Source organism: Lysobacter sp. SCRH-1R (assembly GCF_057747855.1).
Genome location: NZ_CM173227.1, coordinates 300,255 through 325,387 on the forward strand (window position 1 = coordinate 300,255; position 25,133 = coordinate 325,387).

Annotated in this window: 27 protein-coding genes; 16 read left to right on the forward strand and 11 right to left on the reverse strand. The window is 68.7% G+C overall.

Features of this window, described 5'->3' with window-relative positions; all coding sequences use genetic code 11:
- Window positions 1–6: 6 nt before the first annotated feature.
- The 5 genes from AC3ANK_RS01305 (at window position 7) to AC3ANK_RS01325 (ending at window position 3,755) form a co-directional block, all read left to right on the forward strand.
- Window positions 7–1,164: a PepSY-associated TM helix domain-containing protein gene (locus tag AC3ANK_RS01305; RefSeq protein ID WP_206860341.1), complete on the forward strand. Its 1,158-nt coding sequence runs from the start codon at window positions 7–9 to the stop codon at window positions 1,162–1,164.
- Entirely contained in the window at window positions 1,161–1,349 is a 189-nt protein-coding gene (locus tag AC3ANK_RS01310; RefSeq protein WP_206860340.1) for a hypothetical protein, read from the forward strand. Before AC3ANK_RS01305 ends, AC3ANK_RS01310 begins: the two co-directional genes overlap by 4 nt.
- 121 nt (window positions 1,350–1,470) lie before the next feature.
- Window positions 1,471–1,965: a hypothetical protein gene (locus AC3ANK_RS01315; protein WP_242525012.1), complete on the forward strand. Its 495-nt coding sequence runs from the start codon at window positions 1,471–1,473 to the stop codon at window positions 1,963–1,965.
- Window positions 1,965–2,558, forward strand: coding sequence for a TetR/AcrR family transcriptional regulator (locus AC3ANK_RS01320; protein ID WP_206860339.1), 594 nt, complete (start codon window positions 1,965–1,967; stop codon window positions 2,556–2,558). Before AC3ANK_RS01315 ends, AC3ANK_RS01320 begins: the two co-directional genes overlap by 1 nt.
- 261 nt (window positions 2,559–2,819) lie before the next feature.
- Complete coding sequence (locus tag AC3ANK_RS01325; RefSeq protein ID WP_206860338.1) at window positions 2,820–3,755, forward strand: alpha/beta hydrolase family protein; 936 nt, start codon at window positions 2,820–2,822, stop codon at window positions 3,753–3,755.
- A 193-nt stretch (window positions 3,756–3,948) separates the two neighbouring features.
- Here AC3ANK_RS01325 and AC3ANK_RS01330 read toward each other — a convergent pair whose 3' ends face one another.
- The 3 genes from AC3ANK_RS01330 to AC3ANK_RS01340 are packed head-to-tail and all read right to left on the reverse strand — an operon-like array spanning window position 3,949 to window position 6,764.
- A complete protein-coding gene (locus AC3ANK_RS01330) occupies window positions 3,949–4,335 on the reverse strand; it encodes an STAS domain-containing protein (RefSeq protein WP_484171904.1) in 387 nt (128 codons plus the stop codon).
- 11 nt (window positions 4,336–4,346) lie between these two features.
- A complete protein-coding gene (locus tag AC3ANK_RS01335) occupies window positions 4,347–4,769 on the reverse strand; it encodes an ATP-binding protein (protein ID WP_206860336.1) in 423 nt (140 codons plus the stop codon).
- A gap of 9 nt (window positions 4,770–4,778) precedes the next feature.
- Window positions 4,779–6,764, reverse strand: a complete 1,986-nt coding sequence (locus AC3ANK_RS01340; protein ID WP_484171905.1) for a SpoIIE family protein phosphatase — start codon at window positions 6,762–6,764, stop codon at window positions 4,779–4,781.
- Between the two features lie 334 nt (window positions 6,765–7,098).
- Between AC3ANK_RS01340 and AC3ANK_RS01345 the strand changes: the two genes are divergently transcribed.
- The 6 genes from AC3ANK_RS01345 (at window position 7,099) to AC3ANK_RS01370 (ending at window position 11,564) form a co-directional block, all read left to right on the forward strand.
- Complete coding sequence (locus AC3ANK_RS01345; RefSeq protein WP_206860334.1) at window positions 7,099–8,199, forward strand: WD40 repeat domain-containing protein; 1,101 nt, start codon at window positions 7,099–7,101, stop codon at window positions 8,197–8,199.
- A 44-nt stretch (window positions 8,200–8,243) separates the two neighbouring features.
- A complete protein-coding gene (locus AC3ANK_RS01350; protein WP_484171906.1) occupies window positions 8,244–9,242 on the forward strand; it encodes an alpha/beta fold hydrolase in 999 nt (332 codons plus the stop codon).
- A gap of 76 nt (window positions 9,243–9,318) precedes the next feature.
- Window positions 9,319–9,699, forward strand: coding sequence for a VOC family protein (locus AC3ANK_RS01355; protein WP_206860333.1), 381 nt, complete (start codon window positions 9,319–9,321; stop codon window positions 9,697–9,699).
- A gap of 97 nt (window positions 9,700–9,796) precedes the next feature.
- Window positions 9,797–10,843, forward strand: coding sequence for a DUF5694 domain-containing protein (locus AC3ANK_RS01360; RefSeq protein WP_484171907.1), 1,047 nt, complete (start codon window positions 9,797–9,799; stop codon window positions 10,841–10,843).
- A gap of 35 nt (window positions 10,844–10,878) precedes the next feature.
- Window positions 10,879–11,157, forward strand: a complete 279-nt coding sequence (locus tag AC3ANK_RS01365; RefSeq protein WP_206860331.1) for a hypothetical protein — start codon at window positions 10,879–10,881, stop codon at window positions 11,155–11,157.
- 68 nt (window positions 11,158–11,225) lie between these two features.
- Window positions 11,226–11,564, forward strand: coding sequence for a YciI family protein (locus AC3ANK_RS01370; protein WP_206860330.1), 339 nt, complete (start codon window positions 11,226–11,228; stop codon window positions 11,562–11,564).
- A 314-nt stretch (window positions 11,565–11,878) separates the two neighbouring features.
- On the opposite strand, the gene AC3ANK_RS01375 is transcribed toward AC3ANK_RS01370, so the two are convergent.
- On the reverse strand, window positions 11,879–12,091 hold the full coding sequence (locus tag AC3ANK_RS01375) for a hypothetical protein (RefSeq protein ID WP_484171908.1): 213 nt from the start codon (window positions 12,089–12,091) through the stop codon (window positions 11,879–11,881).
- A gap of 108 nt (window positions 12,092–12,199) precedes the next feature.
- Here AC3ANK_RS01375 and AC3ANK_RS01380 point away from each other — a divergent pair, with 108 nt between their 5' ends.
- Complete coding sequence (locus tag AC3ANK_RS01380) at window positions 12,200–14,113, forward strand: peptide-N4-asparagine amidase (RefSeq protein WP_484171909.1); 1,914 nt, start codon at window positions 12,200–12,202, stop codon at window positions 14,111–14,113.
- A gap of 55 nt (window positions 14,114–14,168) precedes the next feature.
- Here AC3ANK_RS01380 and AC3ANK_RS01385 read toward each other — a convergent pair whose 3' ends face one another.
- From AC3ANK_RS01385 to AC3ANK_RS01395, 3 genes are all read right to left on the reverse strand, one after another.
- On the reverse strand, window positions 14,169–15,536 hold the full coding sequence (locus AC3ANK_RS01385) for a M28 family metallopeptidase (RefSeq protein WP_484171910.1): 1,368 nt from the start codon (window positions 15,534–15,536) through the stop codon (window positions 14,169–14,171).
- A gap of 135 nt (window positions 15,537–15,671) precedes the next feature.
- The gene (locus tag AC3ANK_RS01390) at window positions 15,672–16,016 is read right to left on the reverse strand and encodes a 5-carboxymethyl-2-hydroxymuconate Delta-isomerase (protein ID WP_484171911.1); all 345 of its coding nucleotides are present in this window, start codon (window positions 16,014–16,016) and stop codon (window positions 15,672–15,674) included.
- Between the two features lie 40 nt (window positions 16,017–16,056).
- Window positions 16,057–16,551: a lipocalin-like domain-containing protein gene (locus AC3ANK_RS01395; protein ID WP_484171912.1), complete on the reverse strand. Its 495-nt coding sequence runs from the start codon at window positions 16,549–16,551 to the stop codon at window positions 16,057–16,059.
- A 107-nt stretch (window positions 16,552–16,658) separates the two neighbouring features.
- Between AC3ANK_RS01395 and AC3ANK_RS01400 the strand changes: the two genes are divergently transcribed.
- Complete coding sequence (locus AC3ANK_RS01400; RefSeq protein ID WP_484171913.1) at window positions 16,659–17,504, forward strand: LysR family transcriptional regulator; 846 nt, start codon at window positions 16,659–16,661, stop codon at window positions 17,502–17,504.
- 477 nt (window positions 17,505–17,981) lie between these two features.
- On the opposite strand, the gene AC3ANK_RS01405 is transcribed toward AC3ANK_RS01400, so the two are convergent.
- Window positions 17,982–19,091 (reverse strand): calcium:cation antiporter, encoded by a 1,110-nt coding sequence (locus tag AC3ANK_RS01405; RefSeq protein ID WP_484171914.1) that lies wholly within the window; start codon window positions 19,089–19,091, stop codon window positions 17,982–17,984.
- A 28-nt stretch (window positions 19,092–19,119) separates the two neighbouring features.
- Window positions 19,120–19,569, reverse strand: a complete 450-nt coding sequence (locus tag AC3ANK_RS01410) for an outer membrane lipoprotein (RefSeq protein ID WP_484171915.1) — start codon at window positions 19,567–19,569, stop codon at window positions 19,120–19,122.
- 202 nt (window positions 19,570–19,771) lie between these two features.
- On the opposite strand from AC3ANK_RS01410, the gene AC3ANK_RS01415 reads away from it, so the two are divergent.
- Window positions 19,772–21,181 (forward strand): metal-dependent hydrolase family protein, encoded by a 1,410-nt coding sequence (locus tag AC3ANK_RS01415; RefSeq protein WP_484171916.1) that lies wholly within the window; start codon window positions 19,772–19,774, stop codon window positions 21,179–21,181.
- A 39-nt stretch (window positions 21,182–21,220) separates the two neighbouring features.
- Here the strand turns inward: AC3ANK_RS01415 and AC3ANK_RS01420 are convergent, their stop codons facing one another.
- Window positions 21,221–21,970 (reverse strand): DUF4410 domain-containing protein, encoded by a 750-nt coding sequence (locus tag AC3ANK_RS01420; RefSeq protein ID WP_484171917.1) that lies wholly within the window; start codon window positions 21,968–21,970, stop codon window positions 21,221–21,223.
- Between the two features lie 241 nt (window positions 21,971–22,211).
- Complete coding sequence (locus tag AC3ANK_RS01425; protein ID WP_484171918.1) at window positions 22,212–23,393, reverse strand: acyltransferase family protein; 1,182 nt, start codon at window positions 23,391–23,393, stop codon at window positions 22,212–22,214.
- Window positions 23,394–23,551: 158 nt separating this feature from the next.
- Between AC3ANK_RS01425 and AC3ANK_RS01430 the strand changes: the two genes are divergently transcribed.
- Window positions 23,552–24,439 (forward strand): LytTR family DNA-binding domain-containing protein, encoded by an 888-nt coding sequence (locus AC3ANK_RS01430; RefSeq protein WP_484171919.1) that lies wholly within the window; start codon window positions 23,552–23,554, stop codon window positions 24,437–24,439.
- Window positions 24,440–24,777: 338 nt separating this feature from the next.
- Window positions 24,778–25,008, forward strand: coding sequence for a hypothetical protein (locus tag AC3ANK_RS01435; protein WP_206860319.1), 231 nt, complete (start codon window positions 24,778–24,780; stop codon window positions 25,006–25,008).
- Window positions 25,009–25,133: the final 125 nt, after the last annotated feature.

Below are 25,133 nucleotides of genomic sequence, written 5' to 3' on the forward strand. Positions count from 1 at the left end.
CGACGCATGCAGCGAAGCACGCTCAAGGCCTGGTTCCTGGTCCACAAGTGGACCAGCCTGATGTGCACGACGTTCCTGCTGTTGCTGTGCCTGACGGGGTTGCCGCTGGTGTTCTGGGAGGAGATCAGCCACCTCACCGGCGCCGCTCCCGAAGTCGCGCCCGTGCCGGCCGGCGCGCAACCGGCCAACCTCGACGCGCTGGTGGCGAAGGCGCTGGCGAAGTACCCGGGCGACGTGCCGCTGTTCTTCGGCTGGGACGACCATTCGCCGAGCGTCTACGTGAACACCGGCGCGCGGCCCGACACGCCGCCGCCGGAAATGCACACGGCCGTGCTGCACCAGTACACGGGCGAGGTGCTGCCGGCGGCGCAGTTCAACGAAGGCGTGATGTATTTCCTGTACCGCCTGCACACCGACGTTTTCGTCGGGCTGCCGGGCATGCTGTTCCTCGGCGTCATGGCGCTGCTGTTCGCCGTCGCCATCGTGTCGGGGTTGGTGCTGTACGGTCCCTTCATGCGCAAGTTGCCATTCGGCACGCTGCGCGCCGGACGCAGCCGACGACTCGCCTGGCTGGACCTGCACAACGTGCTGGGCGTGGTCACGCTGGGCTGGGCCTTCGTGGTCGGCATCACCGGCGCGATCAACACGCTCGCGCAGCCACTGGAGTCGGCGTGGCAGGCCGAACAGCTCGGCGAATTCGCCCGGCAATACGAAGGCCGGCCACGCCCGGCGCAGCTGACCCCGCTGGACGCCGCCGTCGCCGCAGCGCGCAAGGTCGAACCCGGCATGACGCCCGCGTTCGTGAGTTTCCCTGGCACCGGCTACAGCGGCGATCATCACTACGGTGTGTTCATGCATGGCAACACGCCACTGACCGAACGCCTGTACCGCCCGGTCCTGATCGATGCCGAAACCGGCGCGGTGACGGCGCGACCACAGCTGCCCGGCTACATGACCACGCTGCTGCTCTCGCAGCCGCTGCACTTCGGCGATTACGGCGGCATGCCGCTGAAGATCCTGTGGGCGTTGCTCGACCTGCTCACCATCGCCGTGCTCGTGTCGGGCCTGGTCCTGTGGTTCAAGCGCGGCAGCACCGAAGCGCGCGTGTCCGAGATCGAGCGCGCCGGCCTGGACGCCAACGGTCGCAACGGAGCGACGGCATGAGCGGCGTCCCTGGCGCGCCGCGCAATCCCTTCGTCGCGCCATTCCTGATCGCGCTCGCCAGCCTCGTCGGGCTGGTCAGCGCACTGATCGGCGACGGCGTGTTCGACGCGGTGTCGTGGGTGGTGTTCGCCACGCTCATCGCGCTGGCCTTGCGCGCATGGTGGCGGCGCGACCGCGGGCGTTGAAGTCGGTTTGGCGGGGGGTTTCGTCCGGCAGGGGGGGGCATTCCGCCGCTCGTCGAACCGAGGCGTTGACAGCCTACCTACTGGTAGGTAGTGTTCGCCGCACCCCACCAGGAACGACCCCATGAGCATTTCGCCTCTCGGCTGGTTGCACACGCTCGGCAGCCTCCCGGCCATTCCGCTGGCCGCGCACATGCTGTTCCGGCACGGACGCATCACCCCGCACTCCCGGGCGGGTCGCGCGTACTTCTGGTTCATGCTGCTGGGCGTGCTCACGGTCTACCCGATCGCCCATCAGCCCGTCAGCTCGATCATCGCCACCGTCACGCTGGTGGCGTTGCTGGTCGGGTTCGGCATCTCGAAATGGCCGACGGCGATGCGATCGGTCCGTTACGTCGAAACCATCGCGCTGAGCCTCAGCGTCTTCCTGCTGATGGTGCCCACGGTGAGCGAGACCCTGCGGCGGCTGCCGGCCGGCAACCCGCTGGTCACCGACATGAAGGATCCGCTGCTGCTGGGCGCGCAGGGTGTGTTGCTGCTGGCGCTGATCGTGGGTATTCCCTTGCAGCTGCGCGCGCTGAAGCGGCAGCCACTGGTGTTGAACAAGGCAGGAAGTTGATGTCCCGCGCGACCTCGCAGTATTCCCCGAAGGCGCTGGAGATCATCCAGCGCACGAACGAGCTCATCGCCGTCGGCGGCTACAACGGTTTCAGCTACGCGGACATCGCCGAACTCGTCGAGGTGCGGAAGGCGAGCATCCACCATCACTTCCCCAGCAAGGCGGAGCTGGTGAAGGCGACCGTCGTGCTGCATCGCGATGCGATGCGGCGCGGCCTGCAATCGCTCGATCAGGCGAGCCCCGGACCGTTCGAGCGGCTCGTCGCCTACAGCCGGGTCTGGGCGGAATGCATCGAGCGTTCGAGTCCGCCGATCTGCATCTGCGCGCTGCTGGCGGCGGAACTGCCGACCGTTCCCGCCGAAGTCGCCACCGAGGTGAGGGCGCATTTCGACGACCTCCAGGCCTGGATCGCGGCTACCCTCGAAGAGGGCGTCGCCAAGGGCGAAATGCGCCTGACCGATTCCCCTCCGGCCGAAGCCGCCACGTACATGGCGTCGATCCACGGCGCGATGCTCGCCGCGCGCGCAGCGGGGGACGCGTCGATGTTCTGGCAGATCGCCAAGCTCGCCACCGAGCGATTGAAGGCGGCGTAAGCGCTCGTCGCGCGCGCCACGGAGGGCGTTTCCGATCGAAGCGGGCATGCGTGGCCGCGTCACGCATGGGTCATTGGATGGGTGTCACGCGCGGCGTTGTCTGGTATTCGTGCGAGCCGCGCACTCCTTCCCGGTGACGGCCCCATGCGACGGATCCTCTCCGCACTCCTCACGACACTGCTGCTCCTCGCGCTGCATCCAGCGTCGGCGCAGGAATCCTCCTCCTGCGCCGGAGCGGTATGCGCGCAGGAGGTGACGTTCATGAACGGCGAGGTGCGTCTTGCGGGCACGCTGTACCGGCCGAAGAGCGGCAAGATCGTCTCCGCACTGGTCGCGGCGCACGGCGCATCGGGTGGCGAACGATCCAGCGCGATTTTCCGGCACCTGCATGAAGGCCTGCCGGGCATTGGCGTCGCGGTGCTGGTGTTCGATCGTCGTGGCGCGGGCCGTTCGAGTGGCGAGTTGAAGAATTCCGACTACACGGTGCTCGCGGACGATGCCATTGCCGCGCGGAAGTTCATCGCCTCGCAGCCGGATCTTCGTGGCGTTTCCGTCGGCTACTGGGGCTACAGCCAGGGCGGATGGATCGCGACGCTCGCCGGTTCGCGCGATCCGCAGGCCGGCTTCGTCGTCTCCGTGTCGGCGCCGCTGGTGACCGCCGACGTGCAAATGATCGAAGCCACCCGCAACATCCTGCGCATCCACGGCGTGAGCGAGGCGGACATCGCCATCGCGACCGAAGCGCGCGAAGCCGTCGACGCGCACATCCGCGGGCAGATGGCACCGGAACCCGCGCAGGCGAAGCACGACCGCGCGAAATCCAAACCGTGGTTTCCGCTGATCTACATGGGCGGCACGCTGGGCGATCCGAAGACGTCGCGCTGGCTGAAGGAGATATCGAACGACCCGCTCGATGCGTTGACGAAGGTGCGGGCGCCGGCCTTGCTGGTGTTCGGCCGGAAGGACGTCTGGATTCCGGTGCAGATTTCGGTCGATCGCGCCAGCGCGCTGGGCAGGGAGAACGTGAGCGTGGTGGCGATCGATGGCGCGGATCACGCGATGATGAAGTCGATGTCGCCGATGCAGCAGATCGATCCGAAGTTGAGCAGGCAATACCAGCCGGAGGCTGCGGAGTACTTCTTCGCGCTGGCGGGGTGGCTTGCGCAGAACGGGTTTGCGAGGGTGCCGGCGGGTTGAAACAAGCGCGGCCCGTGTCATCGCGGTTGCGATGCGATCGGGGTTCGCTTGGCGGTGTCGCGTCGGACCCCGATGCGCTTCGCTTACCCGGGCTACACGAGCAGAAGCAGCATCGCGGTTCGCGGGCGTCGCCCCTGTAGCCCGGGCAAGGCCGAAGGCCGCACCCGGGTGGTGCGCGCCGCTGTCGCATCGCTCAGAACGAATCCTCCCGCTGCTCCAGCACGCGCTTCTGCATCGCGTCCAGGTATTCGTCGGCCTCGGCGACGGATGAGAAGATCGACGACAGCGGCACGGCCTTGACGATGTCGAAGACCTTCTGGATCTGCGGCTGCAGGTGCGTCACCAGCACCTTGCCGCCGCGTCCCTCGATCGCCTTGCGCGCCTTGAACACCGAGCGGATGCCGGCCGAGCTGATGTAGTCCAGGTGTTCCAGGTCGAACACCATCGCGTTCACGTCGCCGGCCAGCACCGGTGCGATCTGCCGGTCCAGTTCCTCGTAGGTGTGCGTGTCCAGCCGCCCGGACAGCGTCACCAGGCAGGTGTGGGCCTTGGGTTCTTCGAGCTTGATGTGCAGGTCCACGGGGCGTCCTCTCAGTTCGGAAGTTGCGTCGCGCCACGCACGGTGACGCGCAACACGTTGTAGGGTTCTTCGCGCGTGTAGCTCAGGTTCTCGGCGAGTTCGCGCACCAGGTGCAGGCCGAGCCCGCCCACGCCGCGTTCGTCGATGTCGGCGTCGAGTTCCGGCGGCGCCACCGTGAGCGGATCGAACGCACGACCGCAATCGCGGAACTCGATCTGCAGGTGTTCGCCGCGCGAGGTGATGTCGACGATGATCTCGGTCTGCGCGTCGCAGCCGCCGTGTTCGATCGCATTGGCGACGATCTCCTCGGCGATCAGCCGCACGTCGTCGCGCACTTCGCGCGCCACCGCGTTGGTGTCGAGCACGGCGTCGACCGCCGCGGTGAGATCGCGCAAACGCACGAGTTCGTTGGGAACGGTGATCCGGATCTGCACGGCAGGTCCTCAACAGGGTTGGAGTTCGGGAAGCGGGTCCATGCTGACGGCAAGCACGGTGATGTCGTCCGATTGCGGCGCCTGCATCGCGAATCCCGCGACCGCCGCGAGCACGCGTTCGCACAGCACCGTCGCGTCGCCGTCGGTGGCGGCGGCCTGCAACAGGCGGTGTTCGCCGAAGGCTTCGTTGCTTGCATCGAAGGCTTCGGTGATGCCGTCGGTGTAGGCCAGCAACGCCTCGCCCGGCTCCAGACGGCCGCGCCATTGCGCGTACGCCTCGGCGACTTCGAAGCCGAGCGGCGGGCCGGATTCCAGCGGCAACGGCACGACGCTGCGATCCGCGCGGCGCAGCACGGGCGCGTCGTGGCCGGCGCTGGCGACGGCGAGCTCGCCGTTGGTGATGTCCACCGTGCCGCACAGCACCGTGGCGAACATGCAGGTCTCGTTGTTCTGCGCGAGCATCTGCGCCGATTCCTTCAATGCCTGCGCGGGCGTGGCGCCGTCGCGATGGATCGCCGCTTCCAGCACCGCCAGGCTGCGCGCCATGAACAGCGCGGCGGGAATGCCCTTGTCGGACACGTCGCCGATCGCGAACCACAGCCGGCCGTCGCGCAGGAAGAAGTTGAAGAAATCGCCGCCGACCGCCTTCGCCGGTTCCAGCGCGGCAAAGGTCTTCAGGTTGCGCGAGCCGTGCCGCAGCGACGGCGCGGTCGGCAGCATCGAACGCTGGATGTCGCGCGCGATCGACAGTTCGCTGTCGAGCTTCTGCCGCGCCGCGGCCATGCGGTCGATCTGCGCCATCTGCGACTGGATCGATTCGCCGGCACGTTCCAACGCATGCGAAAGCACGTCGACTTCATCGCCGCGTGGTGACTTGGGGATCGACGAATCGAATTCGCCCGAAGCGAAACGTCGCGCCACGTCGGTCAACGACACCAGCGGATCGGTGATGCGCCGGCTCAGGCGGATCACCACCAGTGCCAGCGCGAGCATCGTCAGCAGGCCGCCCGCCAGCAGCATGCGGAAGCGTTCGCCGAGCTGTTCGATCACCGTGGCATCGGACACCCACAGCTGCACGCTCCAGCCGCCATCGGCCGGCACCAGCGCAAGATGGCCGCCGTCGCCGGACCGCGCCGCCGCCGCGCTGAGGTATTCGCGGCGCGCGCGATGCGCCTGTTCGATGGCGAGCAGATCGGGACGATCGAACGTCGCGACCTGTTGCGCGATGTCGTGCTTCAACGCCACGCCGGGCGTCGGATCCACCGCCACCCGCCCTTGCGGCGTGTACAGCGTGGCCTGCACGCCGGGCAGGTCGTTCATCGGCGCGAGCAGATCCGACAGGGTTTCCATCGGCACGTCCAGGCTGACCATGCCGACCGTGCGCTGGCGATACGGATCGCTTAGCGGCAGGTTCAGCGTGGTCATCCAGCGACCGCCGGCGGATTCGTTGAGGTAGGGCTCCGACCACCAGGCTTCGCCGCCGCGCACGGTGCGCAGGTACCAGTCCTTGCTGAAGACGTCGTAGCCGGTCGCGAGCATGTCGCGATCGGCGACGCCGGCCGACGGCAATCCTGCGTGGTATGCCAGCGGCTGGCCGTCCGGCAGCACGCCCGGTTGCAGCGCGACGAGGCCGCCGATCGCGCGGCGATCGGTGTCGACCAGCGTCTGCAACATGCGGATCACGCCCGCGCGATCCATCGAAGTGTCCATCGCCATCGCGGCGATGCCTTCGGCGGTGAGGTTGAGCGAACGCGCGGCGGCGTCGAACCGGTCGGCGGTGCGGATCGCATCGAAGCGCACGCGCTGCGCGGCGTTGTCGATCAGCTGCTGGCGGCCGATCCAGTACGCCGCGATCAGGATCAGCGCGATCAGACCCAGCGACAGCGCGCCGAACCACAGCACCAGCCGCGTGCGGAGGCTGCGCTGCCACGGCACCGCAGCATGCGCGTGACCGGCGCGACCCTCCCACAGGTCGTTCATGGTGGTCAACGACATGGGTCGCGACATGCAGACTCATCCGGCCTTCCCCGCGGCAGAATCGGCCGCGTCCGCGCCGCGTGTCAAGAACGTGCGCGAGCTTGCCCTGATCGCGTCTTCGCGGCGGATCGCGAGCGTAACGACGCGACCGGGACGACGCCGGACATTCTGTGATGCGAGTCACTTGCCATGGGCATCCGTTGAGTGATTTGGGATCACGCACGGCCGAAATGCCGGAACATCCCTCCACGCCGTACGGCCGGTAGCGAAGGCGCGGGCTTGGTAGCATCGGCGGACGCCGGCATCGCGCCGGCCGCATTCCTTCGCCGCACGCGCGATTCGGAGCGATCACATGGATGGCAGATCGGCATGGAAGTGGATCGCCGCGCTCGCCTGCGCGGCCTTCGTGCCCGTCGGCGGTGGCCTCGCTTACCGCGGCGCGCCGCCCGGCGAGGTGTTCCTGGAGAACTTCGTCGACCTCAATCGCGGCATGGACGACGATGCGACGGCGGTCGCGTACGACCCGCGTTCGAAGGTCCTCGCCATCGGACGCGACAGCGGCCGGCTGGAGATCTGGGACACGCGCAGGATCGATTCGCGCATGTCGCGCGAGGCGCACACCGTCCGCATCGACCACGTTGCGATCGGCAGCGAGGACGGCATCGTGCTGACCACGTCGGCCGGGACGACGGCGATGGGCCTGGATCCGAAGGGCATGCCGAAGGTGTGGGACGCGCGCAGCGGCGAACTGCTCGCCTCGTTGCCGGGCGAATGGCACGGCGGCCCCGTGAGCGCCGCGCCGGTCAAGGGCTATTACCTGATCGCCAGCGCCGACGAGCTTCGCCTGTACGACCACGCGCGTCGCGCGGTGGTGGGCGAGGCGGTGGATTTCGATGGATCGGTGACGGCGCTGGGCTCGGATCGGGCCTCGGGCCTGATCGCCGCCGGCAGCAGCAGCGGCGAACTCAGGCTGCTGCGGCTGGACACCGCCGGCGTCGTCCCGCGCCTGCGCGTCGTACGCAGCACTACGACGCACGGCCTGGAGTCGCGCACCGACGTGCTCGCGACGATGCTGCGCGACGAAGGCCGGCGTCTGGTCACGGTGCACTGGCTGCCGAGCCGCACGCGCAGGGAAACACCGCCCAGCGTCACCGGAAAACAGGCCGAAATCGTCGAATGGAACACGCAGACGTGGCGGCGCGAGCGCACCTTTCCGCTGACCCTGGAAGCGGTGCACCGGGCGTCGTACACGCCCGGCGAGCCGTGGCTCGTGCTGGCCGGGAACCTGTCCAGGCGCGGGAAGATCGAACTCATCGATCTCCAGGGCGGCGAAGCCTGGCGCTACAAGGCGAACACCACCCATCCCGTCGCCGTCCTGCTGCCGCCGATGCGTGCCGGGCTGATCCTGCAGCACGGCGGCGCCACGAGGATCCGTTACCTGGACCCGCACTAGCGATCTTGCCGATCGTCGTCGCCACCCCACGCCGGAGAATGCCCATGCCGTCGATGTGCCGCAGTCTGGTGCTCGTTTCCCTCATCGCCGGCGCCCCGCTGCACGCGGCAACGCCGGCTCCGCAGCAGACGCCCGACACCTACGCGCAGCCCGGCGAACGCGTGACCATCGCGCCCGGCCGCGCGCTCAATCTGCGCTGCAGCGGCAAGGGACCGCGCACGGTGCTGCTGGAAGCGGGCGGCAATGCGGATTCGACGGTGTGGTTCCGCGTGCAGCCGCTGCTGGCGAAACATGCGCGGGTCTGCGCCTACGATCGCGCCGGTTACGGCTTCAGCGACGAAGGCCCGCTGCCGCGCAGCGTGCAGGCCGATGCGGACGACCTGCACGCGCTGGCGACGAAGGCGAAGTTGCGCGGGCCGCTGGTGCTGGTCGGCCACTCGCTCGGCAGCAACATCGTGCGTCGCTACGCGCAGCAGCATCCGGACGACGTCGCCGCGCTGGTGCTGGTCGATCCGCCGGAGCAGGGCGCGCAGCTCCCCGAACAGTGGAAACGCGATGGCGAAGCCGCACGCGTGCAGCGCAACGCCTTCCTCGACGCCTGCGCGAAGGCGGCCGAAGCCGGCACGCTGGATGCGGCCGACGGCCCGCTGAAAGCCTGCCTGCGCGCGCCGCCGCCGTGGCAGAGCGCCGCCGTCGCCACGGCGGCGCGCGCGAACAAGCTCAAGCCGGCGTACTGGCGCACGCTGCGTTCCGAACTCGACGGAAACACGGCGGTGTTCGCCGAACCGGTGCCGTCGAACGAAACCTACGGCTCGATTCCCGTCGTCGTGTTGACCGCGCCGCAGGACTTCCCCGGCGTACCGGACGACGTGCGCAAGGCGATGCGGGCCGCACGCGAGCAGACCCAGTCGCGCCTGGCCGCATCGTCCACGCGCGCCAGGCGCGTCGCCGTGGCGGAGACCTCGCACGACATCGGACTCGACCAGCCGCGGGCGGTGGCGGATGCGGTGCTTGAAGCGCTTTCCGGTTCCCTTGGCGATTGATGCGCCGGACCAGACGCGGTTGCAGTATCCGGGTTCGATGGCTACGGTCGCTTCCCCCACTTCATCGAACATCACCATGCTCCATCACCTCTCCATCGGCGTTCGCGATCTCGACCTCGCCGGGCGCTTCTACGACGCGGCACTCGGCGCACTGGGTTACCGCCGCGTGTTCGAGGACGACACCGCGATCGGCTACGGCGTCATCGACGACGAGGACCTGCTCTGCCTGAAACTGCGCGACGACGCGCAGCCACCCGGCGCCGGATTCCACATCGCGTTCAGCGCGTCGTCGAGGGCGGCGGTCGATGCGTTCCATGCCGCCGCGCTGAAGATCGGTGGCCTCGACCACGGCGTGCCCGGCCTGCGTCCGGATTACGGCGATCACTACTACGCCGCCTTCCTGGTCGATCCGGACGGTCACCGCATCGAGGCGGTCATCAACGCGCCGGCGTCCTGACGCCGCGAGCGCGCGCATGTCGAAAGTCACGCGCGCCGCCGCGCATGGCCTTGCAAGAATGTGCGCGCGCCGTGCCGGCGCCGGACGGGAATCGTGCATGAGCATGAAAGCAATGCGGTGGCTGTGGACCTGCGCGCTGGCGCTGCCGTTCGCGACGCAGGCACAGGTCGACCTGGCCTCGCTGGACAGCGCGGCGACCGGCCCGCGTGCGCAGGTGCTGGTGCTGGGAAGCGTGCATCTGGGCGAACTGCCCGAGGGGCTTCGCGAGGAAACGCTGGCGCCGGTGATCGAACGCCTTGCTGCGTTCAAGCCGGACATCATCACCATCGAACAGCTGCCCGGCGAGGAATGTGCGCGTTATGCCGAGCTGTACGGTCCGCGGTTCTGCCCGCGCACCGACGATGCCAGGCAGGCCACCGGTCTGGATGTCGTCGCCGCGGGCGCGCAGATCGAAACGACGCTGAAGAACTGGGCCGCGCAGCCGTCGCCCGCGCAGCGCAGGCATCTGGCGGCGCTGTTCCTCGCGGCCGGCGATCCTGCCTCCGCGTACGTGCAATGGCTGCAACTGCCCGCCGCCGAACGTCGCGCGGGCGACGGCCTGGACGATGCGCTCGTATCCAGGCTCGCGGGTATCGCCGCGAGCAACAGCGAGAGCTACCGGATCGCCGCGCGGCTGGCGGCACGACTCGGTCTGCAACGCCTGTATCCGGTGGACAACCACACCGGCGACAACGTGCAGGTCGACGACGGCCAAGCGTTCGGCAAGGCGCTGCAGGACGCGTGGAACGCGTCCGGGACGTCGATGGCCGAGCGCGAAGCGCAGGAGAAGGCGCTCATCGAACGCGGCGACATGCTCGCGCTGTATCGCTACATCAACACGCCCGAAAGCATGCGCGTGAACGCCGAACACAACATCGTCGGCCCGATGCGGGCAGCCGCGCCGGAGCGCTACCCGCAGATGTGGGTCGCCGGATGGGAGACGCGCAACCTGCGCATGGTCGCCAACATCCGCGAGGCGTTCCGCGAACGACCGGGCGCGCGCGTGCTTTCCATCGTGGGCGTCGCGCACAAGCCGTGGTTCGACGGATGGCTCGGCCAGTTGCAGGGCGTGGACATCGTCGATGCGCAGCAGGTATTGAAGTGATCGCGCACGACGACCGTTCCGCAGGGAACAGCGCGATGACGGCTCGCACCTTCCTGGTTCCCAACGCGGTCCTGCTTGGCGCGATGGGCGTGGCGTTCATCGCGACGGGCGTGCTCATCGTGTTTCCGGGCAACCTGCTCGTGTGGCAGGTCTCGGCGTGGACGCTCGTGGCGGCGCTCCTCGCGCTGCTGGGCCTGGTCGTGGCGTCCGGCTACGCGCTCGCCACGTCCCGTGTCGCGCGGACCTGGCAGCGCATCGCCACCTTCACGACGGGCTTGGCCACGCTGGCGGTCGTTGCGATCGGATCGTTGTAGCGTTCCGGTCGTGCACGGGATCTGCGTTCGACTCACCGGGGTGACTTGCGAAGCGAAGGAGAGCTGCGATGGCGCGATACCTGATTTCGTTCGACGACGGTTGGATGCGGTTGTCCGGGGAAGACCTGCGTATTGCGGGCGAGACATCCCGCGCGGTGGTGCGCGAGGCGAAGGCCGCTGGCGCGTGGATCTTCGGCGCCGGCATCGAGCGCCAGCGGGCGAGCGTCGTCGCACCCGACGGCTCGGTCGCCGACGGTCCATACCCGGAAACCAAGGCCGTGATCGGCGGCTTCTCGATCATCGAAGTGCCCTCGCGCGAGGACGCTTTGATGTGGGCGGCACGGATCGCCGCCGCGTGCCGCTGCGCGCAGGAGGTGCGCGAGATCATGTACGACCCGGAATCCTGATCGATTCAGCCTTCACGCGGCCGTCTCGCGCGCCGCGTCGATGCGTCATCGCGCATCGATGCAGCCAACGCGACCTGAAGCTCCCTGAGCGATCTGAATACGTCGCACGCGCGCTGCAAGGCAGTGGCGCGTGCCTCCAGCGCGCGCCGCGTGAACGCCGCAACGCTCGTCTTATGCGCCGAAGAGTCTTGTCTTCGGTCGAGAACCGTGACGCAAGGACGGGTTTAAGCGTTGTCGCAGGCGGGTGAGCCTTCATCGAAAGCGCCGGTGCTAGGCTCCGCGCCGCGACGGGTCGACTTTCATTGGAGGAAACGTCATGCGTTCCAGGCCTTCGCCTCGCGATAGCGGCACGGCCCCCGACCTGTCGCGCGATCGTATCTGTACCGTCCCTCGCTGACGTAATCCGGATCCGTCGTGTCGATCGGCACGTCGTGCGCACCGCACGACGGCATGGCGACGCCATGCCCGTGCAACGCGTATCGAACGCGGCGGAGCGGATCGCGAAGCGCCTCATCGATGTGGACCATCGGGCGGACTTCCGCCGCTTCGCCGAGCGCCCTGCCTGTCGGCGAAGGAACGCTTCCATTCCGTTGCCAGGCTCCGCGCGGCAGGGCGCGACCTTCGAGGTAACAGGCATGAAGAACCCATCAGGTACAGGACGCAGTCTCGCGGTCGTCGGGCTGCTCGCCACGATCGTCATGGGCGTGTACGCGGCGCAGGGCCCGCGTTCGCCAGAAGCCGTGCAGCGGACCGCATCGACCGGCTGGCTCCGGACGGCCGCGTCGTCACCGGACGTCAACGCACCACGCACGACTTCATCGGCGGCCAGCGCGGGCGATGTCGTCTCGCCCGGCCCGCAGGTGCCGCGACCCGCCGGCACGCCGTGCGAGGTCGAACTGTTCCACGACGTGGAGATGATCTCGATCGGCATCGCCTGGTTCGACGGCGAGGGCGTGTTTCCGTACGCGCCGCCCGCCGCATGCCCGGGGCCGTGGGCGAAGGTGGTGCTGAAGATGACGCTGCGTAGCGACAGCACCAACTCCTACCTCGACGGCTTCATGTACGCGAGCCTGTGGCTGGACGGCGTGCCGCTCTACAGCGGCGGCGCGCAGGACAACCTCGGGCCGACGCGCTGGGACATCGAGCGCGACGTGACCGACTACAGCGCTCACCTGAAGGCGCCGCGCGACGGCACGCTCCGCATCGACGGCACGCCGCGCTACGGGCCGAACTTCTCCTCGCCGTACTACGTGTCGGCGACGATGCAGTTCTATCCGGCGACCGCGACGAATCCCGCGTCGCGCGTGCCGGACGAAGTCCACGATCTCACCGGCTGGGGCGAGGGCGGGCCGGAAGTCGTGCTGCCGCGCAATGTCGAGCGCGCGTACCTCGACGTCATGGTGCATCAGAACCACGGCAACGACCTGTTCTGGTTCACCTGCATGCCCGATGCGGCGATGACGCAGTTCCCGGAACTGGCGAACCGCCTCGCCATCGGGCCGAACCGCTTCGGCCTGGAAGGCGAGCCGCCGCCGCAGGGCTGCCGCGGTGGTGCGTTCCGCGAGGTGCAGGTCACCCTCGATGGGCAGGCCGCCGGTGTCGTGCCGGTGTTCCCGCGCGTGTATCCGTACTTCAACGTGTACTGGGACACGACACGCCTGAAGCGGCCTGCGCCGTCGCCGCAGGCGCTCAACCTCATGCCGTATCGCGTGGACCTGACCCCGTTCGCCGGTGTGTTGAGCGACGGCGCGAGCCATCTCATCGGCCTCGAGGTGGCCGGCATGCGCGAGCGTTACGACATGGCCACGATGGGCGCGCTGCTGATCTATCGCGACCCCGACACCGCGCAGGTCACCGGCCAGGTCACGCGCAACACACTCGCGGGCCAGCCGCCGGCGCCGACCGTCACCAGCACGCTCGCGCGCAACGCCGCGGGCGAGGTGAGTGGTGAAGTGCGGACCACGTCGGTGCGCAGTTACGCGATCGAGGGCTATATCGACACCGCGCGCGGACGCGTCCGCAGCACCGTCGAACGGAACGTACGCTTCGAGAACGTGCTGTCGCCTTACTCGTTCGATCCGCCCGGCCTCGACGACGACGCGTATCGCCTCGCGGTGGACCACCAGAACACGGTGAACGGCGTCAGCCGACGTTATCTCGCTGGCCGGCTGATCGCGGAGGACCGCGAAGTCACGCGCTATCCGCTGATGCTCGCCTATGCGTTCCGTTCGGCCGACCTGCAACAGCGCTTCGTGCAGCAGACCGAACGCTGGCGTCCCGCCATCGGCCGCCACATCACCCGGTTGAACCACGAAGCCGGCCTGACGTTCGCGGTGGACGAGGCGCACCAGCCGACGCTGTGGCAGGGCCAGCACAGCCATGGCTTCCGCGACTCGCAGGGAAGCTGCTGGCGTACCGACCTGGCGACGCAGGACGGCGTGGTCACCAGCACGCTCACGGGCGTGAACTGCCCGGGCGGAATCAACCGGCTGTTCTGGGCGTCGCATCCGGACGGCTCACCCGATTCGCTCGGATGGGCGGAACGCTGACGCCGGCTTCAAACGACGCAGCAGGGCGTGCTCCCTGCTGCGTCATCGCATCCCATCAATATCCGCCGAAGCTGCCCGCCGGGCCCGGGAACACCACCGGGCTCTCGGTGCCGTCCTTCGCCACCGCGGCCACGCCGAAGAAGTAATTGTCGATCACCGTGTTCTCCAGCGTGAATTCGGTGACGTCGCCCACCCAGCGGCTGTGCGTCCACCGCGGTTCGGTGGTGAGGCGCCAGTACACCTTGTAGCCGGCGAGGTTCGGCGCCTGGGCGGCGGTCGGGCGCGCCCACTTGAGCGTGGTGTCGGCGCTCACGGCGCCTTCGATGCCGACCTTCGCCGGCGGCGGCGGCGCGAGCGCCATGCCGGCCAGGCTCACCGCGTTGAGCGCGGTGAGCTTGGCGGCATAGGCGAAATCCACGCCTTCGATGGTGTCGCCGTAGACGCGTCCGTTCTCGGTGCGCAGGTCCTGGTGCTGGCGGTCGTAGTGCTCGTTCGTCTCCATCACGCGCACGGCGGGATAGCCGAGGTCGTTGAACGGCCGGTGATGTCCGCCGCGCCCGAAGCGATCGAGGCGGTACACCATCATCACGTCGAGGTTGGGCACGTAATCGGCCATGACGTCGATGTAGCGCGCGAGGTTGCGCGTGGGCGAATCGACCTCGCCGCCGGTGAAGCGGCGCTGGCGTGCCTCTTCGGCGCTCTCGTTCGCACGCGTGCCTTCGGCGAACACGCGCGCGGTGGTGTTGTCGACCACGCCGTTGATGCCGGCGCTGTTGCCGATCATGTCGTTGTTGAGCACGGCTTCGATGCGCCAGCCGTTCTTCTTCGCTTCTTCGGCGAGGAACTTGCCGCCGAACAGGCCCTGTTCCTCGCCGGCCAGCGCGGCGTACACGATCGAACCGGGGAACTTGTATTTGCTGAGCACGCGCGCGGCTTCGAGCGTGCCGGCGATGCCGGACGCGTTGTCGTTCGCGCCGGGCGAATCGGCGGTGGCGTTCATCACGTCGCTCACGCGCGAATCGATGTCGCCGCTCATGATCACGTAGCGGTTCGGGTCGGCGGTGCCGCGCTGGATCGCGATCACGCTGACCACTTCGGTCGCCTGCGGAATGCGCGGCTCGCCCTGCACGGTGCCCTTCACGTAACGGATGTCCAGGCAGCCGCCGCACTCGCGCGAGATGCGTTCGAACTCGTCGTGGATCCAGCGCGTCGCCGCACCGATGCCGCGCTTCGGGTCGGTCTGGCTCGACAGCGTGTGCCGCGTGCCGAACGACACGAGCTTGCGTACGTCCTTCTCGATGCGCGTGGCCGAAGGCGCGGTGCCGATGTCGTGGAGTACGGGCGCTTCCGCCGGCGGCGGGGCATCGAGGGCGAAGGCCGGGCCGGCGGCCAGGCAGGCAAGGGCAAGCAGGGTGTGGCGCATGGGAGCCTCGGGACTGGACGGCCCAAGCGTATCGCGCACCCGGTGCGGCGGATGCGAGCGGACTCGACGTTTGCCGTATTTCGCGCGTGTGGACAGAGCCGGCACAGTGGCGCGCCGGGATGGCCCGGGCGTCCGTCACAGCATCGCGCGGTTGCAGTAGGTCGCCCGTTCGAACTCGGCGATGTTCGCCGCGATGCGCGCAAGCGCGGGAAACATCCCGGCCAGCTCGCCGACGATCGCCTTCGACAGCGCGGCGCGTTGCTCGATGCTGCGCCCCTGCATGATCCAGCCGAAGACGTGGATGAAATCCTCCCGCGCGCCGCCCACGGCGTGAATGCGGTAGGGGTTCACGCGGACCTTGATGTCCGCCTCGTCGAACAGTCCGGACGCGGTCGCCGCGCGATGCAGGCGGGCGATGATCGTTGCTTCGTCGTGGATCTGGAGCAGGTCGTGCGAACAGTCGACCACGAAGTGCGGCATGGCGGGCTCGGCCGTGAGGTGGTGAATCGGAAGGAGGGGCTCAATCGAGCCGTTGCCACACCGACACCGGAATGCTCCCGTCCGCGCGCGGCGGCACCTCGTAACGCAGCCGTGCGCCGTCCAGGCGGTACTGGCGCTTCTGGACCGTGCCTTCCCAGTTGGGGAACGACGAACCTTCGATCGAGAACACCAGCACGCCCGCGCGTTCGTCGATCGCCAGCGCGCCGTAGTGGGTGCTGCTGCCCATCACCGCGGACCGGAATTCCTCCGCGCTGCCATCGGCCTTGCTGTCGCGCGCGAAGCGCGCGCGTTCGGACTTGAAGATCTGCAACGAGTAGCGCCCCATGCCGTCGACGACGAGCCGGCCTATCGGGTGATCGCCGTAGTCGCGCGTCGTCCGGCCGTCCGGCAGAATCTTGTCCGCGGCAACGAGCGTCCAGGTGCCTTGCAGCGGGAAGGCGTGCTGCGGCACCTGCGCGTCGCGCGCGGCCAGGCCCGCCAGCAGTGCGACGAGTGCGCCCGTCAGTGGATTCATTGCGTTGGCTCCGTGGGGATCGATGATCGACCGGCGCCATCCTAGGCCGGCTTGCCCGATGCGAAAAACGCATCTACAAAGATATCTGTCATTTCGAAATCGAATCCATGCAGATGAAGTCGATGGACGTGGATGCGGTCCGGGCGTTCCTGCTCGCGGCCGATCTGCAGAGCTTCACCCGCGCCGCCGAGGTGCTGGGCACCACGCAGTCCGCGGTGAGCCTCAAGCTGCGGCGGCTGGAGGAGCAGCTTGGTCGCCGCCTGCTGGAACGTACGCCGCGACACGTCCGCCTGTCGGTGGAGGGGCTGGCCTTCCTGGACGTGGCGCGCGAACTGGTGTCGTCCCACGACCGCGCCGCCGCCGCCTTCGATACCGAACAGCGCCGGCTGGCGATCGGCATCAACCAGCAACTGGTCGGCCGCGAGCTCCCGCTGCTGCTGCGGCGCATGCGGGACCACGATCCGAACCTGCTCGTCGAGATGCGCGTCGCCGGCACGAAGGAACTCATGGCAAGCCAGGAGCGGGGCGAACTCGACGCGGTGCTGGTGCTGCGTCCTGACGATCGCGGCAAGCGGGGCAAGGTGGTGTTCGCGGAACCCTTCTCCTGGTTCGCGGCGCCCGGCTGGGAGCCGCGCGCCGGCCAGCCGTTGCCGCTGGCGACGCAGGGCGAGTCGTGCCGCACCCGCGCCGAGGCGGTGCGTGCGCTCGACCGGGCGGGCATCGAATGGCGCGAAGTCTTCGTCGGCAAGGGCGCGGCGATCCTGGGCGCCGCCGCGGTCGCGGGCCTTGCGGTCGCGGTCCTCGCGCGACGCGCTGCGCCGCCGGATACGGTCGACGTCGGCGGCATGCTGTCGCTGCCGGCGATCCGCTCGCAGGAGGTGATGTTGTACAGCAACCTCAGCGACCGCCGAACGCGCGACGCGTTGCGGGTGCTTGCGCTTGCGTTTCAGTAGCGGGCAGCGGTTGCGGATGCAGGGAGGGTTGGGGAGGGTGAAGTGGCGCGCGAAGGCGTCTGTTTCCCCTCACCTCACAGCCTTTGTAGCCCGGGTAAGGCGCAGCCGCACCCGGGGGGCTTCCGGCAGCGTCTCCCCGGGTGCGCTTCGCTTACCCGGGCTACAGCAGCCGGCACGCAAGGCGCCACAAACCGCTGCGGCCTCAAGGATCGAACGCCAGCACCAGAAACGCCACGAACAGCGACAGCCCTTGTAGCCCGGGTAAGGCGGCACGCAAGGCGCCACAAACCGCTGCGACCTCAAGGATCGAACGCCAGCACCAGAAACGCCACGAACAGCGACAGCCTTTGTAGCCCGGGTAAGGCGCAGCCGCACCCGGGGGGATTCCGGCAGCGTTTCCCCGGGTGCGCTTCGCTTACCCGGGCTACAGGAGCCGGCACGCAAGGCGCCACAAACCGCCCCTCCCGCACTACGACCTCAGGGATTGAACGCCAGCACCAGGAATGCCACGAACAGCGACAGATGCACCGCGCCCACCAGCATCGTCGTGCGCGCACTGAGGAAGGTGAGCGTGGTCAGCAGGAGCGTGGCCGCCAGCAGCGCGATGCTTACCGGCGGCAGCCCGAGCAGCACCGGCTGGCCGCGCGCCAGGCCGATGAACAACGTCACCGGTACCGAGATGCCCAGCGTCGACGTCGCCGCACCAAGGCTGACGTTGATCGCCTTGGTCAGCTGGTTCGCGCCGACCGCGATCAGCGTGGACATGCCTTCGGGCGCGAACACGAGCAGCGCGATCACCACGCCGCCGACCGCATTCGGAATGCCGAAATGCGCGAGCCCGCGATCGAGCAGGTCCGCCAGCGGCGTGGCCAGCAGCGAGATCGGCACCATGCACGCCAGCAAACCGGCGGTGTGCATCGCAAGGCGCCGGGGCCGGCCTTCGCGTGGCGGCGTCGCATCTTCGGCAGGCGTGGGCGTGACGGTGGGCGTGAGCGTCGGCGCGTTGCTCGCCTCGGCGAAGTACGCCTGGTGCCGGCCCACCTGCAGCGACAGGAACAGCCCGTACAGCAGCAGCGTCATGATCGAGAAGCACACCGATTGCAGCATCGTCAGCGTGCCGTCCGGCGTGGACGTGGTGAAGCTGGGCAGCACCAGCGCGATGGTCGACAACGGGATGACGACCGACAGGTACGCCGTCGCGCCCTGAAGATTGAACAGCTGCTCGTGGTAACGGTAGCCGCCCATCAGCAGGCCGACGCCGACCACGCCGTTGAGCACGATCATCAACACCGAGAACATCGCGTCGCGCGCGAGCGTGGAGACTTCCTCGTCGACGAACATCGCAGCGCAGATCAGCACCACTTCGATCGCCGACACCGACAGCGTGAGCACCAGCGTGCCGAACGGTTCGCGCAGTTCGCGCGCCAGCGCCTCGGCTTCCTGCACGGCGTCGAAGGCGCTCCACAGCACCACGATCACCAGCCACGCGAACAACCCCGTCTGCAGCGTCGGCGATCGCAGCTCCGGCGCCATCAGCAGCGCGACGACGGTGATCCAGCCCGCGATGGCGCCGGCGCTGATCTTCATCGCACGTCGGTCCGGCGCGGGTCGTGCGTCAACGGGTCACGCGCGTGGTCGTGCCGTCGGAGGCGACCTGCACGCGGTCGCCGACGCGGAAGTCGTTGACGTTGCCCTGCTGGGTCACGGCGATGGTGCGCCCGGATTCGAGTTCGACGGTGATCTCGATGCCCGGCTGCGCCCCGCGCGTCATGCGGTTGCCGATCGCGCCGCCGGCGACGGCGCCGGCCACCGCGCCCGCGGTGTTCGCGCGACGTCCGCCGCCGATGGTGCTGCCGGCGATGCCGCCGAGCGCCGCGCCGGTCGCGGTGCCGACGTTGCGCGAGTCGTTCTGGATGGTCACCGCCAGCACGCGGCGCACCTTGCCCCATTCGACCGAACGCGCGGTACCGGCTTCCGAACTGCCGACGGCCTGCGCCGACGCGTCGAAGGCGGGGACGAGAAGGAGGACGAAGCACAGTGTCGCTGCCCGAAACAGGGTGTCCATGAGCGAACCCTCCAGACGCGTGGAACTCCGGTCAGGAGGGCGTACGCCCGGGGGTGTGACGCGTCGGTGAAATCCGCATGACGACGGGTTCGTCCGTGCGTTCCGCGATGCGGCGAGGAGGCGCTCAAGGGGCGTGGATCGTCACGGTCGCATAACACCTGCGAGCGTACAGCGGACCGGAGCTCACTCCGGGACCACGCGAATGGATACGCTGAGGATGGTCGTGGTGGCTGCCGCGTTCTGCGTGGCCGCGTGTTCCGGAAAGTCGCCGGATGTGCCCGCACCCGACACGCGCGACGCACCGCCCGCACCGGCGACCGCGAGCGCACCTGCGCCTGCACCCGCGCAGACCAGCATCCTGTTCCGCAACGTGCGCGTGTTCAACGGCGTCGATCCGACGCTGGGCGCCGCCACCGACGTGCTCGTGCGCGGCAACCGCATTGCGGAGATCGGCAGCATCGACATGCCCGCGGCGGAGCAGGGCATGACCGTCATCGACGGCGCGGGACGCACGCTGATGCCCGGCCTGATCGACGTGCACTGGCACGCGCTGGCGGTGCGGCCGACGATCGCGGTGGCGATGAATTCCAGCACGGGCTATCTCAACCTGATGGCCGGCGCGGAAGCCTCCGACACGCTGCAGCGCGGCTTCACCACGGTGCGCGACGTGGGCGGCGCGTCGTTCGGCCTCAAGCGCGCGATCGACGAAGGCTGGCAGGCCGGCCCGCGCATCTATCCCTCCGGCGCGATCATCAGCGTCACCGGCGGCCATGGCGATTTCCGCAGTCCCGTCGAATTGCCGCGCGTGCTGGGACGGTCCGAGTCGCGCACCGAGATCATGGGCGACTCGGCCATCGCCGATACGCCGGACGAAGTGCGCCTGCGCGTGCGCGAGCAGCTCATGCTTGGCGCCTCGCAGATCAAGATGACCGCCGGCGGCGGCGTCTCTTCGCCGCACAGCCCGCTGGACGTGGTGACCTTCACGCCGGAAGAGCTGCGCGCGGCGGTGAGCAGCGCGGGCAACTGGGGCACCTACGTCACCGCGCATGCCTACATGCCCGAAGCCATCCGGACGGCGGTGGAGGCGGGCGTGCAGTGCATCGAACACGCCAACCTGATGGACGAGCCCACCGCGCAGCTGCTGGCCAACCGCAACGTCTGGCTGAGCATCCAGCCCCTGCCGGACGAACTGCTCCGCGCGTTCCCGCCCGATTCGGAGGAATACGCGAAAGGCCGCGAAGTGCTCGCGGGCACCGATCGCGCGTACCAGCTGGCGAAGAAGTACAAGCTCAAGACCGCGTTTGGCACGGACGTGCTGTTCTCCGCCGCGCTCGCGCGCCAGCAGGGCAGCCTGCTCGCGAGCCTGACGAAGTGGTACACGCCCGCCGAAGCGCTCACGATGGCCACCAGCACCAACGCGGAGCTGCTCGCGCTGTCGGGCAGGCGCAATCCGTATCCGGGCCGGCTCGGCGTGGTGGAAACCGGTGCGCTGGCCGACCTGCTGCTGGTGGAAGGCGATCCGCTGTCGGACATCGCGCTCATCACGCGGCCGAAGGAGAACTTCCGCGTGATCGTCAAGGACGGCCGGATCTACAAGAACACGATCCGCTGAAGGCGCGTCGTTCGCTCGATCGCGTTGCAGGTCATCGGACTACAGCCAGCCGTGCTCGCGGTAGATGCCGACGATCGAATCGGCGATGCCCGCTGCCGTGCGCTGCGCGGCGCCGCGAAGCGATTCGGGCCCGCGCTCCTGCATGACGTTGGACGTGCCCGACACCGCGGCGCTGGTCGCGATCGAGCCCGCCGCGCCGGCCACGCCGAGCGGCACCAGCACGCCGGGCAGGCGACCGCCCGCGGTGCTCATCTGCGCCGCCGCCAGTGCGCGCGGCCCGGTCGCGGTGACCTGGAACGCTTCCACCAGCGTGCTCATCTCGCCGCGCCCAGCGCCGAAGCCCACCAGCACGCGCATCGAGCGGCTGCCGGGACGCACGGATACGAACTCGCCGCGCAGGATCACATCGCCGAGTTTCGGCACCGGGCCCGCACCGACCGGATACGCATCGATGCCCGCTTCACGCAGCCGCGCGACGACCTGCTGCGCGACCTCGCGTCCCAGTTGTCGCCCGGTCTCGACATCGGCCGGCGTCTGCGGCGCTTCGTCGGATTCGAAATAGCCGGTGACCATCGCATCGGGCGGCAGGTCGCCGCGCGTCCCGGCGAAGTCGTACACCAGGATGCGCCCCGGCCGCTCCAGCGCATGCGCGTCGTCGTCGCGTTCGAACGAGGGCGAACGCGTGCTCGCGCATGCGGTGACCGCGAGTGCGACGAAGAGGAGGACCGCTCCATGGTGGGCCCGCCGGAGGCGGCTCGCGAACCGGCAGACGGGTGGCCGTGCTTCCATGACTCGCGTCCTCGTGCGGCACGGGGGGTACTAGGCGCTTCGGGGTGTTAGGGGGAAATGAAGCCGGGAGAGGCGGGTGTTCCGCGCTGTTTGTTCCCTCTCCTGCGAACGCCGGGGAGGGTTGGGGTGAAGCGGCGTGCGAAGGCGTTTGGTCCACCTTCCGCAGAAGCCGCACCAAGGCAGAGGCGGGCAACGTTCCCCCGGGTGCGGCTTCGCCTTGTCCGGGCGACAAAGCAATCGCTCACGTCGCATCCGCCACCGCATCCGCCATCGGACGCCGCTCTCGTCGCGCGAGCCCCAGCAATGGACGCAGCCAATCCGCGCGGCGCACGAGTTCGAAACCCGCGAAGCTCAGCGCCAGCGTCGCGATCACCAGCAGCGGCCCTTCGAGTATCGGACGCATGCCGAACGGCTGCAGGTTGTGCGCGAACACGACGATGATCGTCTGGTGGAGGATGTAGACCGGGAAGACCGCCTGCGTGAGGTAACGCCGCGCCGCGCTGTCGCCGGGCGACCAGCGTGCGGCGAAGCCGACGATCGCCACGATCGCGGTCCACTGGAACGTGCCCCACGCCGCGCGCTGCACGTTGCGCAGCCCATCCGGCGGAACCGTGTCGCCGCTGTACACACCGAAGTACCACACGATGAAGGCATACGCGGCCAGCGCGAGCGCGGCGGCGTGCCAGCGCAGCGCGGCGAAGCGGTCCCACACCGGCTGCGACTTCGCCACCGCATAGCCGAGCAGGAACTGCGGCAGGTACTGCGCGTGGTTGTACCAGTCGTCGACCAGCGCGTGGGTCGATTCGAACCGGCCGACCAGCGCCATCCGCAGCACGATGAGCAGCAGCGCCGGCCACAGCAGCAGGCCGATGCCGTGTCCGAACATGCCCGCGAGCCGTTCGCACGTGCGCGCCAGCACGCCCGGCGCGAACCAGCGCAGCAGGCACAGCACCACCGTGTACGTCCACAGGTACACGACGAACCACAGGTGGTTCCAGGTCGGCACGACGAGGCAGTCGCCGTCGCGACAGAAACCGGGATCGGCCGCGAGATAGCGCGCCCAGAACGCCAGGTAGCCGTCGTGGTAACCGCCCGGCAGCTTCTCGACCACTTCGTAATACGACTGCGGCGGCACGATCACCAGCATGCCGAACACCAGCGGCACCAGCAGCCGCCACGACCGCCCGCGCAGGAACCCCCGCGGTACCTTGCCGATCAGGAAGGCCGTCGCCACGCCCGAGATGAAGAACAGCAGCGACAGCCTCCAGGGCGAGCTGAGCAGCATGAACGGCTCCAGCGCCGTGCTCGCGAACGGGCTTTTGACGTGCCAGTCCCAGCTCACGTAGTACATGCCCACGTGGTAAAGCACCAGCAGCGCGAAGGCGCCGATGCGGACCCAGTCGAGGAAATAGCGGCGGCTCACGGCGGCATGCTCCATGGAAGGCGTGGCCGCCACTGTTCGCGCGTGGCGGGGCCGCTTCCACCGCGAGGTGACGAACCGGCGGGTCGCGGGGACGAATCGCGGGCACGCAGGGACGACCCGGGACGGCCCGGACCGCGCTGTGCCTACAATTCCGCCGCATGAATGCGCCTTCCGCTCCGGTCCCGACCCCCGCCCCGTTCGCCTCGCACGCGTGGCGTCGCACGTTCGAGGTCGGCTTCTGGGTGGTCCTCACCCTGGTCAACGCCGCCGTCAACAGCGTGACCGTGCTGATGGACATCCGCCGCGCCGGCCTGCCGTTCGCCGCGTGGGAGCCGGTCAGCTGGGAATGGTCGAGCGGCGCGCTGCTGCTCGCGCTGGTGCCGGCGGTGGCGTGGTTCACCCGCCGCGCGCCCCTGCACTGGGACACCTGGCGCCGCACGCTGCCGTTGCACGTGCTGACGAGCATCGCCTTCAGCGCCGTGCACGTGCTGGGCATGATCGCGATCCGCGAGGTCGTGTACGCCGCGCATGGCGTGGAGTACGACTTCGGCCCGTGGGGGCGCCAGTTCGTCTACGAATACCTGAAGGACGTGCGCACCTACGCCGGCACGGTGGTGCTGATCGAAGGCTACCGCTTCATGCGCCGTCGCCTGCAGGGCGAGGCGAGCCTGCTGGGCGAGCCGGACGAAGGTCCGCCGGTGGAGCCGGTCGAACGTCCCGAACGCTTCCTCGTGCGCAAGCTCGGCCGCGAATTCCTCGTCGCCGCCAGCGACGTCGAATGGCTGCAGGCCGCCGGCAACTACGTGAACCTGCGCGTGCGCGGACACGACTATCCGCTGCGCTGCACGATGGCGGCGATCGAGGAACGCCTGGACCCATCGCGTTTCGCGCGGATCCATCGCAGCTACATGGTGAACCTCGCGCAGGTCGCGTCGATCGAACCGCTCGATACCGGCGATGCACGCGTGCACCTGGCCGATGGCACGGTGCTGCCGTGCAGCCGTCGTCATCGCGATGCCCTGCGCGAGCGTGCGGGATTCGCGTGAGATGCGGGCGCGACGAGCGCTGGAAAGGGCCGTTTCGTCGCTGCTTTCGATGATCGGCGGCGGACCGCTCGCACCGGGCGACAGGCGTGATCGGCAATGTCGTTTCGCGCAGATACGCGCACGCGCATCGCGCGAACATGCGCTGGAGGCCTGAAAACACGGGGAAAACGCGCCTTAACGTTTGCATCGGGCGGCCTGCTGTGTTTTATTGAAAAACAGTGGGACGGGGGATGGGCTCACATCCGACTCGATGCACGCGCCTGATGCAGGCGCGGGCGCTGTCTTCTTTTTCGCGGACGGGCATGCGTTTACGGTCCTTCGCGCTGGACGTTCGCTGCATGAGCAAAGACGCTTCCGAAGCCGCACTGGCTTCCTACGAGATATTGATCCGGTCCGTGGGGCAGGGCATTCGCGAGGTGCATGGCAACACCACGTGGGATGCCGTGCGCTCGCGCGCGGAAAGCCTGTGGCACCTGTACGCGGTGACCACCGGACTGAGCTGGCCGCAGGTCGCCGATCGCGTGCACGACGCGTGGCTCGCCGCGGGCGAACCGCAGGCCGACGCGTAGCGACGCCATGCGTCGCCACGCATGCGAACGCCATGCGCACACGAATCGCACACCTTCGTTAACGGGCTTCACCGCAAGCCGACCTGATGCTGCCTAGACTCGCCCGCATTCGACGAATGCACGCG

What these genes read in the sequence shown, in the direction of transcription:
- AC3ANK_RS01305 (WP_206860341.1), top strand. Translation starts at nt 7, where the DNA reads ATGCAGCGAAGCACGCTCAAGGCCTGGTTCCTGGTCCACAAGTGGACC.
- AC3ANK_RS01310 (WP_206860340.1), top strand. Translation starts at nt 1,161, where the DNA reads ATGAGCGGCGTCCCTGGCGCGCCGCGCAATCCCTTCGTCGCGCCATTC.
- AC3ANK_RS01315 (WP_242525012.1), top strand. Translation starts at nt 1,471, where the DNA reads ATGAGCATTTCGCCTCTCGGCTGGTTGCACACGCTCGGCAGCCTCCCG.
- AC3ANK_RS01320 (WP_206860339.1), top strand. Translation starts at nt 1,965, where the DNA reads ATGTCCCGCGCGACCTCGCAGTATTCCCCGAAGGCGCTGGAGATCATC.
- AC3ANK_RS01325 (WP_206860338.1), top strand. Translation starts at nt 2,820, where the DNA reads ATGAACGGCGAGGTGCGTCTTGCGGGCACGCTGTACCGGCCGAAGAGC.
- AC3ANK_RS01340 (WP_484171905.1), bottom strand. Translation starts at nt 6,764, where the DNA reads ATGTCGTTGACCACCATGAACGACCTGTGGGAGGGTCGCGCCGGTCAC.
- AC3ANK_RS01345 (WP_206860334.1), top strand. Translation starts at nt 7,099, where the DNA reads ATGGATGGCAGATCGGCATGGAAGTGGATCGCCGCGCTCGCCTGCGCG.
- AC3ANK_RS01350 (WP_484171906.1), top strand. Translation starts at nt 8,244, where the DNA reads ATGCCGTCGATGTGCCGCAGTCTGGTGCTCGTTTCCCTCATCGCCGGC.
- AC3ANK_RS01355 (WP_206860333.1), top strand. Translation starts at nt 9,319, where the DNA reads ATGCTCCATCACCTCTCCATCGGCGTTCGCGATCTCGACCTCGCCGGG.
- AC3ANK_RS01360 (WP_484171907.1), top strand. Translation starts at nt 9,797, where the DNA reads ATGAGCATGAAAGCAATGCGGTGGCTGTGGACCTGCGCGCTGGCGCTG.
- AC3ANK_RS01365 (WP_206860331.1), top strand. Translation starts at nt 10,879, where the DNA reads ATGACGGCTCGCACCTTCCTGGTTCCCAACGCGGTCCTGCTTGGCGCG.
- AC3ANK_RS01370 (WP_206860330.1), top strand. Translation starts at nt 11,226, where the DNA reads ATGGCGCGATACCTGATTTCGTTCGACGACGGTTGGATGCGGTTGTCC.
- AC3ANK_RS01375 (WP_484171908.1), bottom strand. Translation starts at nt 12,091, where the DNA reads ATGGTCCACATCGATGAGGCGCTTCGCGATCCGCTCCGCCGCGTTCGA.
- AC3ANK_RS01380 (WP_484171909.1), top strand. Translation starts at nt 12,200, where the DNA reads ATGAAGAACCCATCAGGTACAGGACGCAGTCTCGCGGTCGTCGGGCTG.
- AC3ANK_RS01385 (WP_484171910.1), bottom strand. Translation starts at nt 15,536, where the DNA reads ATGCGCCACACCCTGCTTGCCCTTGCCTGCCTGGCCGCCGGCCCGGCC.
- AC3ANK_RS01390 (WP_484171911.1), bottom strand. Translation starts at nt 16,016, where the DNA reads ATGCCGCACTTCGTGGTCGACTGTTCGCACGACCTGCTCCAGATCCAC.
- AC3ANK_RS01395 (WP_484171912.1), bottom strand. Translation starts at nt 16,551, where the DNA reads ATGAATCCACTGACGGGCGCACTCGTCGCACTGCTGGCGGGCCTGGCC.
- AC3ANK_RS01400 (WP_484171913.1), top strand. Translation starts at nt 16,659, where the DNA reads ATGCAGATGAAGTCGATGGACGTGGATGCGGTCCGGGCGTTCCTGCTC.
- AC3ANK_RS01405 (WP_484171914.1), bottom strand. Translation starts at nt 19,091, where the DNA reads ATGAAGATCAGCGCCGGCGCCATCGCGGGCTGGATCACCGTCGTCGCG.
- AC3ANK_RS01410 (WP_484171915.1), bottom strand. Translation starts at nt 19,569, where the DNA reads ATGGACACCCTGTTTCGGGCAGCGACACTGTGCTTCGTCCTCCTTCTC.
- AC3ANK_RS01415 (WP_484171916.1), top strand. Translation starts at nt 19,772, where the DNA reads ATGGATACGCTGAGGATGGTCGTGGTGGCTGCCGCGTTCTGCGTGGCC.
- AC3ANK_RS01420 (WP_484171917.1), bottom strand. Translation starts at nt 21,970, where the DNA reads ATGGAAGCACGGCCACCCGTCTGCCGGTTCGCGAGCCGCCTCCGGCGG.
- AC3ANK_RS01430 (WP_484171919.1), top strand. Translation starts at nt 23,552, where the DNA reads ATGAATGCGCCTTCCGCTCCGGTCCCGACCCCCGCCCCGTTCGCCTCG.
- AC3ANK_RS01435 (WP_206860319.1), top strand. Translation starts at nt 24,778, where the DNA reads ATGAGCAAAGACGCTTCCGAAGCCGCACTGGCTTCCTACGAGATATTG.